This is a genomic window from Mesorhizobium sp. WSM3879 (assembly GCF_002294915.1).
Lineage (GTDB): Bacteria > Pseudomonadota > Alphaproteobacteria > Rhizobiales > Rhizobiaceae > Mesorhizobium.
The window spans coordinates 56,635-71,407 of sequence record NZ_NSFZ01000017.1 but is presented as its reverse complement, the minus strand read 5'-3'; the positions used below and the strand labels follow the sequence as shown (position 1 = coordinate 71,407).

The following is a 14,773-nucleotide window of genomic DNA, read 5'->3' as shown; positions in this document are numbered from 1 at the left end:
GCTTCGTTCAGGGTAGCATTTAGGTCAGCTTCGTTGACCTATTATCAGGCCACGTCCGTCGCGTGAACACACAAAACGGCCATGGCGCATCGCTCTGACGACATTTGGCCCACATATCCTGACGGAGATATCTGACACGACGGCGGTCCGCTCATCGCGGGATTGTCGTAATATTAGAATAGGCGCATATTGTCTGAAGCCGAAGCCGTGCTCCGGCTGAACCGCCTGTTGGCCATGGTGCCCGGGCGGTCCGTGACCAGGTCAAATGTCAGTGAAACAACAAGCACCTCGGCTGCTCAAACCATTGAGCAGCCTGAGGCAATGATATTTGGAGGAGATAGCCATGAAGGTCACCATACTGGCAAGTTACGAACCCCATGCCGCCAAAGGGCTGATGCAGGGATCGAACCGCGAAGCTGCAATCCAGGCGCTCTTTGAAAGCGTCGGCGGCAGGATGAGCAGCGTCATGTTCACGCGCGGCATTTACGACGTCGTCGTCAATGGCGAGGTGCCGGATCAGGTCGCCGGGATGGGCATGGCCCTTGCCGTGCGCGCGAGCGGCTCGTTGAGCGAGCTGGTCGTCCTCGAAGAACTCGACATGAAGGCGGTGCTCGCTGCCGCCAACAAGGCTGCCGGCGCCTACAAGCCCGCCGGCTGACGGCCTGGCCAGGCAGCGCGGACGGCGTGTTGGTCGTCCCGTGCTGCCGGCATCACGTCACCGCAGGCCGAGCTTTGCTGACGCATGCCCATATCCCAAAACCGTTCCGCACTCTTGGGCAACATGCACTAGAACGGCAATCGAATCTCGTCGTCCCATCCGATGTCCTTGCGGATCTCCGGCGGCAGTTCGTTCAGCTCCCGCGTCGTCCTGCGGCGCCTGCTCGCCTGCGCGAACGCGGCGCGGATTCGGTTAAGGCTCTTAAACATCGCAACCTCCACAAAGCAGCGGCAGAATTGGCGGCCGCCCTCCGGGCGCCGCTTTTGAGGTGCGTCTGTAACCAGGCGATTGCGCGCAGACGGTGAAATGCTTCACGAAGCCGGAGCGGCCTGAAACATTTGTGTGCGAATTAAATTGGGTTTCGACGCCGCGGCACTAGAGGCGAGCGCCAACAGACGGCGCTGCCGGCTATGACGGGCGCACAATTGCTGACTGCCTTGCTCGCCAAAATAGGCGTCAGGCGTTAGTCCGTACTACCGGAAGGAAGTTGCTGCGCGGTCTGCGCCGAGAGCCGGCCTTTGCGGACGAGCGTCGGCTTCGAATATTCTTTCTTCATGGCGAAATCTCCCCTGCCTCGCCGGAAAATGCGGTACGGCTATCGGACTGTCAAGCAGATGGCAGCCCGGTGAGACCGGCCCGATCGACCACCTTCCCGTCCCTGATCACTTCCCTGCCCGCGCGATACACGGTCCGCTCCTTCGGCACGGCCACCACCGCTTCCGGCACATGCTCGGCCCTGAGCGCGACGAAATCGGCCCTGGCGCCGACGGCGATGCCATAGCCTTCGAGCCCTAGCGCCCTGGCGCCGGCATGGCTCACCACGTCGTAGGCTGCTTCCAGCTCGCGATCCTCGTAGAAGCCGGAGCGGTAGCCGATCATGTTGGCGCGGTTCAGCATGTCGCCATCGCCGTAGGGCCACCAGGAATCGCGGATGTTGTCGGAGCCGGCAAAGACCGTGACGCCCGCCTTGCGCAATGCCGCCACCGGCGGGAAAGGATGGTTGCCGGGCGCGTTGGTCATGATGGCGACGCCGGAGGCGGCGAGCAGCTCGCCGGCTTTGGCCAGCGCGTCGGCGGAAATGTCGCCCAGCGCATAGGCGTGGCTGACGGCGACTTTGCCTTGCATGCCCAGTGCCGTGCTCCGCGCGGCGATCTCCTCGATCTCGAACAGGCCGAGGGTGCCGCCGTCATGCAGGTGGATATCGATTCCGGCGCCGTGTTTTTCGGCAAGGCCGAAGACGACGTCGAGATGACCCTTCACATCGCGGTCAAAGCTTGCCGGGTCGAGCCCGCCGATCAGATCACAGCCGAGCTTCAAAGCCTCGTCCAGAAGCTCGGCGGTGCCGGGCGACGACTGGATGCCGCTTTGCGGGAAGGCGACGAGCTGGATGTCGATCAGCTCGCGATTTTTTTCGCGCACGGCAAGGATCGTCTCGACATGTTTCAGCCTGACCGCGGCGTCGACCATGACATGGCTGCGCATCGCGAGGCTGCCATTGCCAACGCAAAGCTCGAGCTGGTTTTTCGCGCGCTCGTCCATCGGCGCGGCCTGCTCGAGGTTCCGCATCTGGAAGGCGACCCGCTCGCGCACGTCGAAGCCGTTGGTGCAGGGAATGTGCGGGCGCCAGACATCGCCATAGAAGGAGGTGTCGAGATGGATGTGGCCCTCGACGAAGGCCGGCAGCACGAGCTGGCCGGCGAGATCGACGGCGCCTGGCGGCGCGCCGGCGGCATTGGCGGCGGGCGTGATGGCGCTGAAGCGGCCGTCGGCGACGGTGAGGTCGGCCAGGGAGCCGTCGGTGAGTTTGGCGTTGAGAAAGCGGGGCAAGATGCAATCCATTAACAACGATGCATCAGTCGTCGACCCTCGGCAGGCCGAGGTCAATGCGGATCGGGATAGAAAGTGTTTCGCCGAAGCTCTCTGTCACCCGCGATTGGCAGATCGCGCGCCCAGTCGGCTGCGCCGCCGTTAAGGTTAATTGCAAGCGCCGGTGGGGAAGTCACTGTCGCCTGCCTATTCCGCTATCGCGGAAGTTTCGGCACGAGAAAAACATGCCATAGTCCAGGCTGCGGTACGAGGCCGCCTTGGTCGACGCGGACGCCCAAGCACATCCCCAACAATGTCGCCCCCAACGGCCGCGTCGACCTTGTACTGAACGGCGATCTGACCCGGGTCGCCGTTTTGTTTTTGGCCATCAGGCCTGGGACTTTGCGTATTCCGCGACCAGCCCGTCATATTCCTCGAAGGCCGGCAAGGCCGCGTAGCTGTGCAGGGCGGGCGTCTCGGCCCAGAGCAGCTTCTCGCTGGTCCAGGTCTCGACGAAAGGCGTGAACCAGGCGGGGTCGTCCAGCATGGTCGGGCGCAGGTTGACGAACCAGTCGAGCCCCTCCGGCCGGGTGAACATCCAGCTCATGCAGTAGCCGCAGAAATAGTGCTTCGAAGCGCCGTGCAGACCGCCGATCACCGGCTCGCCCTTGGTGATCTCGAAGCCATCGGCGGGGATCGCGGCGCTCAGCGAATAGGCGCTCGACGACATCTTCTGGCAGCCGGTGCAATGGCAGGCCATGGTGAGCAGCGGCTTGGCGGAGATCCTGAGGCGCACACGGCCGCAGCGGCAGCCACCTTCGGCAGGCAGGGAGGGGACTGGCATGAGCGCTCCTTGGGTTGGTTTTCCCTTCTCATCCGTCGCCTTCGGCGACACGTTCTTCCGACAAAGGAAGAAGGGGAGCCAAGCCCTCAGCCCTTAATCAGCGCCGCGGTCGTCGTCAGCCGCGCGCCCTGCTCGGCGAAGGCTTTGTTGTGCCGGATGATGATGTCGGGCGCTTTCTCCTCCTCGGAATCGAGCGTCGAATGCGCATCAGAAACGACGGTGACGCCGAGGCCCTGGGCAAGAGCGCCTTTCACCGTGGCGGCAACGCAGAAATCGCTCTGGGCGCCGATGAGCACCACGTCGCGAACGCCCTGCCCCGCGACCCACTGCCCGAGCTCGGCGTTGGAAAAGGCATTGCCGACGCTCTTGCCGAAGGTTGGCTCACCGGCCGCCTGGCCGAGCTGCGGCCATACCGGCCAGCCGGAAGCGCCCGGCGCCAGCGGATCGCCCGCCGGCCCGTCATGGCGCACGAAGGCCACCTTGCGGCCCGTTTTCCGCGCCCAATCGATCAGTTTTCGCGCGCGCTCGGCAATGACGTCGGCATCATGGATCGGCGGATCGAAACGGCCGTCGAACATGCCGGTCTGGAGGTCGATGACGATCAGCGGAGCGGCGGCCGAGGGAGCGGTGTCTGGCATGGGCGCGAAGATAGCGGAGGTGGGGGGTGGGTCAAGGACAGGGACGAGCGTTTTCCCCCTGGTGTGGGGAGATCGGCGATTTCGGCGCCTCAGCCAATCCCGCCCGTCACCACATAAGCGCCGACGCTCCGCCCATCCGCCAGCCTCACGATCGCCGTGACGATCGAGCCGTAAGCGCCGCGCCAGACGCTGTGGAAGCCCTGATGCGTCGCAGCCGGCACGACGGCCCGGCCGGTGTGGCGGTTGCCGCTTCCCCGCATGGTGACCGGTTCGCCGTTGACGTGGACTTTCACGGCTGCCGTATCCAGTCCTGCGTCGTCTGCATCGATCTCGAGTGTGATCGCGATCTCGTCAGTGTCGTCGCCGGCGTGGATCGTCTCAGCGCTCAGCGCCAGAGCAAGCGGCGCGTCGCCAGCACCCGCCGCTCCCCTGCCCGCTGCAAACACATCATCCGCCAGCGCCGGCGTGCGTGGCGGGACGGTGCGGCGCTTGGTGGCGCGTTCGTAGCCGCCGGCCATCGTCAGCAGAGCCACGTCTTCATAGGCCTTGCCGGCAAAGGTGAGGCCGACCGGCATGTCGATATCGGCCATGGTGCCCATCGGCACCGTCACCGTCGGGATGCCGAGATGGCGCCAGACCAGATTGCCGTTGGCGACCCAGGTGCCGTTGCGCCAGGCAAGATCGGCGGAGGCCTCGTTGACATCCGCATCGGCCGGGCCGACATCGGCGACGGCCGGCAACACCACGGCGTCGAGGCGATTGGCGTCAAGCCAGTTCTCGAAGTCGATGCGGCGTGTCTCTTCCAGCCCCTTCAGCCCGTCCTCCATGGTGGGAATGGCCTCGAGCGGGCTCACCCCGTCCTTCGCCCGCTCGACATAGTCCGCCAGGTCGAAGCCGTCGTCGCCATAGCGGTCGGGCAGCGTGCCCGGCGGCTGTGGAAAGATTTTCGGGCCATCGACCGAAGCGAGATCGGGAATCGCCGGATCAGCATTGGCGCGCAGGAAATCGTCCCACGACCAGATTGACAGGTCCCAGATCTCGCGGTTTGCAAATTCCTCCGGCACCAGGCCGCGATCAACCATGGAGCGCGCGCCCGGACGGTCGCGCTCATAGTTCGATACGACGGGGAAATCGACCTCGACCACCTCGGCGCCGAGCGCCTGCAGGTCATGCGCGGCCTGCCGCCAGAGCTCCAGCACCGAGGCGCGCGTCTCGATCGGCCGGTCGGCGCCGAGATCCTTGCCGATATACATTTTCGGCACGCCGAGCCGCTTGCCCTCGAGCGCGCCTTGCAGGGGAACCCCGGTATAGCTCGCCGGCCTCAGCGCTGATGCCTTCGGGATCGAAACCCAGGGCTGCACACGCCAGAAGTCGCCGCGCGTTTCCTCGTCGTCGGCGACGATGACGTCGAGCAGTTCCAGCATGTCCGGCACGCTGCGCGTATGCGGCACCACCACATCCATGGTCGGCACCAGCGGCCAGTTGCCGCGTACCGAGATCACGCCGCGCGACGGCGTGTAGGCGACCAGCGCGTTGTTGGAGGCGGGCGCGCGGCCGGACGACCAGGTTTCTTCGCCGAGCCCGAAGGCGGCGAAGGACGCGGTCGTCGCCGTCCCCGAGCCGTTCGACGAGCCGGAGGCGAAGGCGGCGGTGAGATAATCCTTGTTGTAGGGGCTCTCGGCGCGGCCATAGACGCCGCGCTGCATGCCGCCATTGGCCATTGGCGGCATGTTGGTGAGGCCGATGAGCACCGCGCCCGCGGCGCGCAGCCGGGAGATCGTGAAGGCGTCCTCGCTGGCGATCAGATGCTCGAAGGCCGGCGAGCCGGCCGCGACCGTCAGGCCTTTCACCTTGTAGCTGTCCTTGGCGGTGTAGGGGATGCCGTCCAGCGGTCCAAGCGTTTTGCCCGCGCGGCGTCGGCGGTCGGAAGCTGCCGCCTCCTCGAACACCTTTGGATTGAGGATGGGCACGGCGTTCAGCGCTATGCCGTGGCGGTCGTAATGGGCGATGCGCCGCAGGTACGCGCCGGTGAGCTCGACGCTTGTGACTGTGCCGTCTTCCAGCGCGCGGCGCAGGTCGGCGATCGAGGCTTCGACTATATTCACGGCTTGGCGCACCTCTTGTCAGTGACCACGCGTCCGACGAAGGTTGGCTCGAAATTCGTAAGCCGCGATCCGTCACACCCCCCTCTGCCCTGCCGGGCATCTCCCCCGCAAGGAGGGAGATTGGATGTCGCGCAAGCTTTTGCCAAACCGCCGACGTTGCAGGGAGGGCCCCGTAGCCGATCTGCTGATCTCCCCAAAGGTCGGGGAGATGGCCGGCAAGCCAGAGGCGGGCGCTGTCCTGCCGACAATTCAGACGATCGAAGAGGTGCTAGTTCGGTGTTTTGACTTGCGTTCGATCCACCAGTCGTTCTGCCAATCTTCATAGCCGAGAAGCGAGCCCTCCATCCGCTCGAGAGATTCGTTCCAGCCGGTTTTGGCGAACACTTTCGATAACAGCAGAAACGCGTCTATCCGCCACTCCTCCCCGGGGAGTGAGAAGAAGGCGCGCCGCCACCCTTGGAAGTCGGGGAAACGGGCGTGCTCGGCTTCGGTAAAGGGAGTATCGATGACATGACGCACCAACCGGCCCGAGCGCACAAACGGGTCGAAGCGAGCCAACGTTTCCGACAGCCATTCCGCCGGATAAGCGTCATGGAAGACTGCCAGCGGCTTGCGACCTTCCAGCATCAGCGGCAGCTCGAAATTCGTATGAACGAGATACGGGACCTCACGGATTGGATGCCAGGACTCGATGCGGTTGAGCCTTCGATCAAGCTCGCGAGGTGGAATGCATATCGCGCCAAGTCGCTCGAGGTCGTCCGGGTCCAAATGCCATGAACCGGATAGCTGTGGACTGTCGCACGCCAGAACCGCGCGAAGCTCTTCCAGGTCTGAGACGCGAATTCGGGCTTCGGCGACCGCCGAACCGGTCGCAGGATCGATCTCCTGCAGGACAAAATAGATGGATTCGGCAGTGTTGCTCACATGGTGACGATGGCTGCTTGGACAATACTTGTACAGGCTTTCTTCAGACAGGCCACATTCCTTCGCTTGCCCCTCTGCCCTGTTGGGCATCTCCCGCAGTTGAGGGGAGGTTGGCTGTCGCGGGCGCTTTCCTCAATCTCCTATTTTGCTACTCCGGCGCGCCGGCGAACAGCACCTTGCCATCCCCGCCTGCCGCCGGCCAGTCGCGGATGGTGCGATCCATGCCGCCGGTCAAAAGCGTGCCGTCGGCGGCGAAGGCGACCGAGTAGATCGGCCCGGTGCCGGGGTCGAACTCGGCGATCTCGGCGCCCGTATCCATATTCCAGATCCGCGCCGTGCCGTCGAGCGAGGCGGAGCCGAGCCGTTTGCCGTCGGCCGATAAGGCGAGCGCATAGACGGTGCCGGAGTGGCCGTCGAAGCGGCGGACCTCCTTGAAGGTGTCGAGATCCCAGAGTTTTATCGTGTAGTCGCCGCTGCCGGTCACCGCATGGTGGCCGTCGGCCAGGAAGAGCGCGCCATAGGCGCCGCGATCGTGGCCGTGCCAGCTGCGCAGCCGCTTGCCCGCAAGGATGTCCCAGAGCTTCAGTTCGCCGTCGATGCTGCCGGTGAGCGCCCTGGCGCCATCTGGCGAGATGGCGATGGAACTCACCGACCAATCATGGCCCGGCAGGACATGCAGCACCGTGCCTTTCTGCAAATCCCAGACGACGACGGAACCGGTGTCGTGGCCGCTGACGGCGAGCTTGCCGTCGGGGCGGATCTTCAGTTGCCGGACGCCGCCGTTCGCTCCGGACGAGAAGACGTGCAGCACTGTGCCATCGGAAAGCTCGCGCAGCACGATCTCGCCGTCGTCGCCGGCGGTGAGCGCGCTTCTGCCGTCGGGCATGAAGAGCGCGCTGCGCGCCATGTCCTTGTGGACGCCGAGGTCGCGGATCAGCCGCTTGCCGTCGATATCCCAGAGCTTGATCATGCGATCGGTGCTGGCGCTCATGATCTGGTGGCCGTCGGCCGACACCGCCAGCCAGACGACGGCATCGCGGTGGCCTTCCGGCGCGGTCGGCTGGGCTGGGGGCGGTGGCCGAGGCGGCGCCAGCGTCTGCGGCGGCGTGGCCGGCGCCAGCGCGGTCTGCTGGGCCGGCGTTGTTGCAGGCTGCGCCGGTGCGGCGGGCTGCGGCGGAGCGGCCGCCGGCTCGGACGGTGCGGTCGTCGACGCCGGCGCGACAGGCGCGGAGGCCGGCTCGGTCCCAGGCTCCGCCGGAGCGACGGCGACTTCCCTGGCCGGCGCGGCCGCATCGCCCCCTGTTTCCCGCCACCGGCCGAACTGGTCGGCGAGGATGACGATAAGGGCAATGAGCGGCACGGCAAGCGCGATGCGGCGCAGCCGCGGGCGCCCGGCCGGCACGATCTCGGCGTCGCGGCCGAACAGAGGCGCCGAAGGCTCATGCCTTGGCGCGCCCGGCAGCAGGCCGGCAAGGAACGAAAGCCCGGCGAGAATCGAAAGCATGCCCGCCGCGCCGAAGATCCCGGCGCTCGTCGTGGCCGGGGGCTTGCCCCCCAGCGTCAGATAGAGCTTGGCGAAGCAAGCGAAGCCGACGACGAGCATCGCCAGCGCCAACAGCCTGTCGGTCGATCTTTTCATCGGCATCCCCCAGGCGCCTCCACTCCAACCGGCGGAAGGCGCATCGGCCATCCTAGCCGAGCTTTCCGCCGGGGCTAAGTGCAAGACATCACACGAAGAAAGATAAACGTGCTTTGGCGCGGCGTGACTTCTTCAATCCCGCGCCGGCCGAATTTCGGCTTTACTCAGCCGGCCGGCCAATATCCCGATGCTCCGAACCGAAGCGTGATGTCTTTCGCTCCATAAACAAGCGGCACGTGAGCAGAAAGCCACACTCCCCAAGAATAACAAGCTCGACTACCCGCGCTGGTTGACAGCAAACGCTCTTATGACATTATCCGCCCGGGATTTTCAGGAGAGCCACAGCATGAAGAAGATTTACGAGAAGCCTGTGTTGGTCCGCAAAGGCAAGCTTTCGATGGTCGTCGCGGGTTCGATACCGGTCCCGGGTTGATTCGGGGACAGCCCGATCAGCTTCATTGATGTTTGAGGCCAGCGGTCATCCTGGCTTGTTGCGTGACAAGGCGGCTGATTAACGTCTTGTCAATTCGAATGGTTAACGGGGGTTCAACCATGAAGAAGACTTACGAGAAGCCTGTGTTGGTCCGCAAAGGCAAGCTTTCGACAATTGTCGCCGGCGGTCCTTCTACTGTTATCAATGGCGGCGGCCCGGCGAGCTGATCTGCCGGACAATCTGCTGTTGATGCCTGCCGACCCTGGCTCCTTCTTGCGATCCAGGAAACTCGCGGAACCGGCCATGAAGAAAACCTATGAGAAACCAAGGCTGGTCAAGAAGGGCAGGCTTTCGGCAGTCACCGCCAACGGCGCCACTTCGCTCACCTTCTGACCATTACAGCGCGTTGCACCAAAATTCAGGCAACGCGCTGTAATTCCTTGTTTTGATGCACTTCTTCTCCCGAAGCTGCGGCATGCTCTGGGCGACATAGTTCGTCTTTGACATATCCCATTCATAAGCCGCCGCGCTTCGGCGACATGCATCAGAGCGCCAGCACGAGATCATCCAACACCATCTGCCAGTGATGTTTGGTCGATAGACGCACCCGCGTCACCGCCTTCAGCATCGGCGCGTATTGAACCGGTGCCAGCGCCGACAGCGTGATCTCGTCGCGCGCGATCAACTCGTCCCCCAGCCAGCTTTCGACCAGCGCGCTCTCCCCTTCCGAGCGCAGCCATGCGGCGCTCAGCATCACCGAATGGAAGCCGAAAGGCGCCGCACGGCCGAACTCTGCCGGATGGCCGCTGCTGGTATAGGCAATATAGGCGCCCGAGACGTTGCCGTTGACGTAGCCTTCGCTGTTCCTGGTGTGGTCACGCGACATGGCGTTGAGATTGTACCAGTCGAGCCCGGCGTACCCGGAAGGGATCTTGCTCAGGCCGCGCGTGGTGATGTCGTCGAAGCCGATGGTGCTGAGCGCCGCGTCGGGCTCAAGCGCCCCGGACGCAAGCAAGCCGAGGTCGGCCGGATAGGCCGACAGCGCGAGGCGCCGGTCGAACCCGCCGCCGGCGATCACGACCTGATCGGCCTCGGCGGCGAGCGGGAAGCCGAAGGTGGTGGCCGCGCCGAGCGGGTGGCTTTCGAGCAGCTGGCCGTTGCCCATCACGGATAGGGTTGCGGTGGCCGCGGCCTGCGTCCTGCCGCTCACCATGCGCGCAGGGGTAAGGCCGACGGGCCTTGGCAGGCCCTCTCCGGCCAGACCGACAAGCGAGCCGGGCGCATCCGTCACGCGCACAGACTGGTTCTCGTTGGCGCCGCTGGCGCGCCAGCCGGGCGGCACGGAGACTGAAAAGCGAAAGGTTCCAGGCGAGCGGATCACGGCGCTGCGCCGCGTCGAGGACATCGGGAAATTGGCATAACCGGCAGCGTTGCTTCGCGCCGCGACGATGAAGCGGCCGGACTGGTCGAACAGCCGCACCACGATGCCGGCCATCGGGCGGTCGGCCTGACCATAGGTTCCGTCGCCGTCGACATCCATGAAGACGAAGGATGAGAAGTTCAGCTTGCCGGATGTCGGACCCCAGGCGGTGCGGGGTGCATAATCGCCGGCCGGATTGGGACTGCCGCGTGCCCTGCGGCGCTTGCGCCGCCAGCGCAAAGCGAACGCGATGAGGGCAATGGCGCCGGCGATCACAAGGACGGAGATGAAGAGGACGAGGGCGTTGTCAGCCACGGCGGGGAAGCGTTGGCTGGAGAAAAATACTCAACCTGAAAAGCATAAGGTCCGCGTCCCCTCGTAGTCCTGCAAAAGCTAACGCGAGCCGTCGTTGCTGCACAGACATTATTTGCGAGGGACAGCGCTCACGTAATCTTTTCCCTTTGTTGTGGAAAGGTTAGGTCGCCAGCTCCACCCACACCGGCGCGTGGTCGCTGGCGTTTTCCTCGCCCCGCACCTCCCGATCGATGCCCGCTCCTTTCAGCTTCCGCGCCAGCTTCTTCGACAACAGAATGTGGTCGAGCCGTAGGCCGGCGTCGCGCGGCCAGCGGTTCCGGCGGTAGTCCCAGAACGTGTAGAGCTTCTCCTGCTTCGGAAAGACCTTGCGCAGCGCATCCGTCCAGCCCTGATCGATCAGCGCCGCAAAGGCGGCGCGGCTTTCAGGCTGCACCAGAGCGTTGTCGTCATAGGAGCGGGTGGCGTAGATGTCGCGCGGCTCGGGCACAACGTTGAAGTCGCCGGCAAGCACCACCGGCAGGCCGGTGTCGAACAATTCGCTCGCATGCGCCGCGAAGCGCTGGTGCCAGGCGAGCTTGTAGGTGAACTTAGGCCCGGGCTGCGGGTTGCCGTTCGGCGCGTAGAGGCAGGCAATCACGATGCCGTTGACCGCCGCCTCGATGTAGCGCGCCTGGCGGTCGGCATCGTCGCCGGGCAGCGCGTCGCGTGTCAGCACCGGCTCGGCGCCGCGAGCCAGGATGGCGACGCCGTTCCAGGTCGGCTCGCCCTTCCACACCGCGCCATAACCGGCCTTCGCCAGCCGGATCAGCGGAAACTGCGTGTCGCGGGATTTCAGTTCCTGCAGGCAGACGACGTCGGGCTTGGCTTTGACGAGCCAAGCCAAAAGGTTTTCCAGCCGGCTGTTGATGTTGTTGATGTTGAAGGTGGCGAGTTTCATTTGCCGAAGACGCCTCTTCATTCGTCATCCTCGGGCTTGACCCGAGGATCCATGCCGTGACCATCGCCGTGGAACTCTGCGGGGGAAAAATTCTGAGCCGTTGCAATGCGTTAGCGTCACGGCATGGATCCTAGGGTCTGCGCCGCGTCGCTTCGCTCCTTGCTTCGCCCTACGATGACGAAGCGAGAGGCGCCATCCGAGCTTTTATCGTCTCCGCCACCGTCTTCAGGTGATCCGCCACCGAAAAACCCGACACCGCCTTGCGGGGCTTGAGATCGTGGTCGCCGTCCTCCAGCCAGACCACCTCTATTGCCGCTGACAGGCCGTAAGTCGCGACCTCGTCCTTGGTGCCGAACTCGTCGCGCGTGCCCTGGAAGATCAGCGTCGGCGTCTTCAGGTCGGCAAGATGTTTTGTCCGCAGTTGCTCCGGCTTTCCGGGCGGATGGAAGGGGTAGCCCAGACAAACCAGCCCGGCGATCTCGCCCTTGGCAAACATCTCGTCGGCGACCATCGAGGCGACGCGCCCGCCCATCGACTTGCCGCCGATGATGAGCTTGCCGGTCACGCCTTTGGCGCGCAGATCGGCGATCGCCTTGACATATTCCGGGTTCACGGTCTCGGCGCGCGGCGGCGGCTTGCGATGGCCAAAACGGCGCGCAGCCATGTAGTGGAACTCGAAGCGCGCGACGCGGAAGCCGGCGGTGGCGAGAGCCTTGGCGGTGGCGGTCATCGAGGGAGAGTCCATCGCCGCACCCGCGCCGTGCGCGAGCAGGACGGTGACAGGGGCGGAGTCGGGGCCGTCGAAGAGGAAGTAGGTCATCGGGCGGGCTTCCTGGCAAGGCCGCACTCCGTCTCAAGCGCGAACATCTCGCTCACCGGCCATGTGCAAATCCACGAACTGGATTCCCTTCTGCGCCAATCTTGCCCATTCGGACTCCGCGTCGAGCTCCAGATAGCGCGCCCACAGCCGGCGGGCTTCGGCCAGATTGCCGGCGTCGAACTCCAGCCGGGCCAGATTGAAAACCGGGTCGGCATAGGCCTTGTCGAGCGCCATCGCCTTCTGCAGGTGCCGCCGCGCCGAGGCGACCTTGCCTTCGTCGCCCACCAAGCCGGCGAGGTTGAACCAGGCTTCGACGAAGCCGGGATCGAGCTTTATCGCGCGGGCATAATCATGCGCGGCTTCCGCTGCGCGGCCGGCGCCGCGCAGGCAATTGGCGCGATTGAAGGCGGCGATGGCATCTTTCGGATCGATCGCCATGCAGCGCTGGTAGAGCGTTGCGGCCTCGTCGTGCCGCCCCTCCTCTTCCGCGGCTTCCGCCTCGGCGAACAGCTCCTCGAGCGTGTCGTCTTCCGGTGAGCCGAGGTCGAAGAGAAGCTGGCCGTCGAGCTCGCTGCGGCCCTCGTCGAGATAGATCGCGTCCGGCCGGCCATGCTGCGAACCGAGATTGAGCGACTTGGCGGTGAGCGAGGCGACCGGACCGGAGCGATGCACCGAGCGCGCGATCGCGCCCCATGTCGCGCCGCTGGCGATCAACCCGGCATATTTTCTGGCCAGGATCAGGTCGCGGAAGGAATAGGGTTCGCCGTCATGTTCGAAGGCGTCGAACAGCGACAGCATGTCGAGATCGCTGGCGGCAAGCCGCGACTGGTCGATCAGCGACTGCCGGGACAGCGACGACGCCTGAGGCGCCTTCAACAAGCCGAGCAAGCGCAGGAAGCCGTTTTCGCTGACCAATTCGCGCCCGGCTTCGCGCTCGGCCTGCACGCGGCGCTCGATGTCGGCATCGCCCGTTCTTGCCGTGGCTGCCTTGGCCAGCAGCGTGCGGCCGAACACGACATGGGTGGTGCGACGGGTGACGCCGCGCCTCAACTCGGCATGGCGGCGCTCGACCTCGCGCGCGGCGAGCCTGAGCGGAAACGCGGCCAGCGGGCCGACGGCGCCGAACACGGCGCCGGGGAGGATCACCGGCCCTCCCGTCACTTCTTGCTCTTGCCGACGGCTTTCAACAGGTTCGCTTTCAGCGGGTTCTCAGGCGCGCCGCCGCCGGCGGCCGCCTTCTTGGCCGGCTTGGCCGGCGCCTCCTCGGCCTTGCTCTTCGACTTGGCCGGCGGCTTGGCCGACTGCGACAGGCTCGCTTTCAGCGCATCCATCAGGTTGATGACATTGCCGCGTTCGGGCGCCGCCGCGATGATCGGCTTGTGGCCTTTGAGCTTCTCGCGGATCATCCCCATCAGCGCCACTTCGTAGCGATCCTCGTAATTCTTCGGATCGAAATGAGTTTCCTTCTGCTTGATCAGCGCCTGGGCGAGATCGAGCATTTCCGGATCCGGCTTGCCGGCCGGGATGTTGCCGAAATATTCAGCCGTGCCGCGCACTTCGTTGGGGTTCCTCAAGGTGCAGACGAACATGCCGTTCTCGCGCGGGCCGATCGTCACCACGCGCTCGCGGCTGGAAAGGACCAGGCGGGCGATCGCCAGCTTGCCGGATTTGCGCATCGCTTCCCGCAGCACCGCGAAGGTCTCCTCGGCCATGGCGCCGTCCGGGGCAAGGTAATAGGGCGAGTCCTGGTAGATGACGTCGACCTCATTCTCGTCGACGAAGGCCTCGATGTTCATCGTGTGGTTGGATTCGATCCGGACCGCGTCGAGATCGGCATCATCGATGATGATGTACTGCTTGTCCTCATATTCGTAGCCCCTGACCAGGTCCGAGCGTTCGACCAGGCCGAGTTCGGGGTCGACCGGCTTCATGTTGATGCGGTTGTGGGTCTTCTTGTGCAACTGGTTGAATGAGATGCGCTCGCTCGCGCTGGTGGCCGGATAAAGCCGGACCGGACAGCTGACGAGGCTGAGCTTGAGGTAACCTTTCCAACTTGCCCTGGGCGCCATAATGAACTCCTACGCGGCCATGCACTGACAGTTACTTTTTTGGAAGCATGATTTTAGCCGAACACCGGTCCGACTTTTCGCGATCATGCTCCCGGCGCTTCGTCC

The 14,773-nt window shown here is 64.7% G+C and carries 15 protein-coding genes; 3 read left to right on the top strand and 12 right to left on the bottom strand.

Annotation, left to right across the window (positions count from 1 at the left end; all coding sequences use genetic code 11):
* Positions 1-343: 343 nt before the first annotated feature.
* Entirely contained in the window at positions 344-658 is a 315-nt protein-coding gene (locus tag CK218_RS27305; protein ID WP_066998476.1) for a GYD domain-containing protein, read from the top strand.
* A 128-nt stretch (positions 659-786) separates the two neighbouring features.
* Here CK218_RS27305 and CK218_RS27300 read toward each other — a convergent pair whose 3' ends face one another.
* The 7 genes from CK218_RS27300 to CK218_RS27260 all read right to left on the bottom strand — a co-directional run bounded on the left by CK218_RS27300 (position 787) and on the right by CK218_RS27260 (position 8,674).
* Positions 787-927, bottom strand: a complete 141-nt coding sequence (locus CK218_RS27300) for a DUF1127 domain-containing protein (protein ID WP_095829502.1) — start codon at positions 925-927, stop codon at positions 787-789.
* A gap of 397 nt (positions 928-1,324) precedes the next feature.
* A complete protein-coding gene (locus tag CK218_RS27290) occupies positions 1,325-2,557 on the bottom strand; it encodes an amidohydrolase family protein (RefSeq protein ID WP_095829501.1) in 1,233 nt (410 codons plus the stop codon).
* Positions 2,558-2,912: 355 nt separating this feature from the next.
* Entirely contained in the window at positions 2,913-3,368 is a 456-nt protein-coding gene (locus CK218_RS27285; protein ID WP_095829527.1) for a GFA family protein, read from the bottom strand.
* 86 nt (positions 3,369-3,454) lie between these two features.
* On the bottom strand, positions 3,455-4,006 hold the full coding sequence (locus tag CK218_RS27280; protein WP_095829500.1) for an isochorismatase family protein: 552 nt from the start codon (positions 4,004-4,006) through the stop codon (positions 3,455-3,457).
* Between the two features lie 89 nt (positions 4,007-4,095).
* Positions 4,096-6,111, bottom strand: a complete 2,016-nt coding sequence (locus CK218_RS27275) for an amidase (protein ID WP_245435209.1) — start codon at positions 6,109-6,111, stop codon at positions 4,096-4,098.
* Between the two features lie 249 nt (positions 6,112-6,360).
* Positions 6,361-7,125: a hypothetical protein gene (locus CK218_RS27265; protein WP_245435208.1), complete on the bottom strand. Its 765-nt coding sequence runs from the start codon at positions 7,123-7,125 to the stop codon at positions 6,361-6,363.
* Between the two features lie 58 nt (positions 7,126-7,183).
* A complete protein-coding gene (locus tag CK218_RS27260) occupies positions 7,184-8,674 on the bottom strand; it encodes a WD40 repeat domain-containing protein (protein ID WP_095829526.1) in 1,491 nt (496 codons plus the stop codon).
* Positions 8,675-9,226: 552 nt separating this feature from the next.
* Here CK218_RS27260 and CK218_RS30385 point away from each other — a divergent pair.
* Both CK218_RS30385 and CK218_RS30805 read left to right on the top strand, forming a co-directional pair.
* A complete protein-coding gene (locus CK218_RS30385; RefSeq protein ID WP_141245906.1) occupies positions 9,227-9,334 on the top strand; it encodes a putative RiPP precursor in 108 nt (35 codons plus the stop codon).
* Positions 9,335-9,410: 76 nt separating this feature from the next.
* Entirely contained in the window at positions 9,411-9,500 is a 90-nt protein-coding gene (locus tag CK218_RS30805) for a lasso RiPP family leader peptide-containing protein (RefSeq protein WP_164746769.1), read from the top strand.
* A gap of 151 nt (positions 9,501-9,651) precedes the next feature.
* Here the strand turns inward: CK218_RS30805 and CK218_RS27245 are convergent, their stop codons facing one another.
* From CK218_RS27245 to CK218_RS27225, 5 genes are all read right to left on the bottom strand, one after another.
* Complete coding sequence (locus tag CK218_RS27245; protein ID WP_095829497.1) at positions 9,652-10,842, bottom strand: hypothetical protein; 1,191 nt, start codon at positions 10,840-10,842, stop codon at positions 9,652-9,654.
* Between the two features lie 160 nt (positions 10,843-11,002).
* Entirely contained in the window at positions 11,003-11,779 is a 777-nt protein-coding gene (xth, locus tag CK218_RS27240) for an exodeoxyribonuclease III (RefSeq protein WP_095829496.1), read from the bottom strand.
* Between the two features lie 169 nt (positions 11,780-11,948).
* The gene (locus CK218_RS27235) at positions 11,949-12,599 is read right to left on the bottom strand and encodes an alpha/beta family hydrolase (RefSeq protein WP_095778246.1); all 651 of its coding nucleotides are present in this window, start codon (positions 12,597-12,599) and stop codon (positions 11,949-11,951) included.
* 33 nt (positions 12,600-12,632) lie between these two features.
* Positions 12,633-13,745 (bottom strand): tetratricopeptide repeat protein, encoded by a 1,113-nt coding sequence (locus CK218_RS27230; protein WP_095829495.1) that lies wholly within the window; start codon positions 13,743-13,745, stop codon positions 12,633-12,635.
* An 11-nt stretch (positions 13,746-13,756) separates the two neighbouring features.
* Positions 13,757-14,668: a Ku protein gene (locus CK218_RS27225; RefSeq protein WP_095778244.1), complete on the bottom strand. Its 912-nt coding sequence runs from the start codon at positions 14,666-14,668 to the stop codon at positions 13,757-13,759.
* Positions 14,669-14,773: the final 105 nt, after the last annotated feature.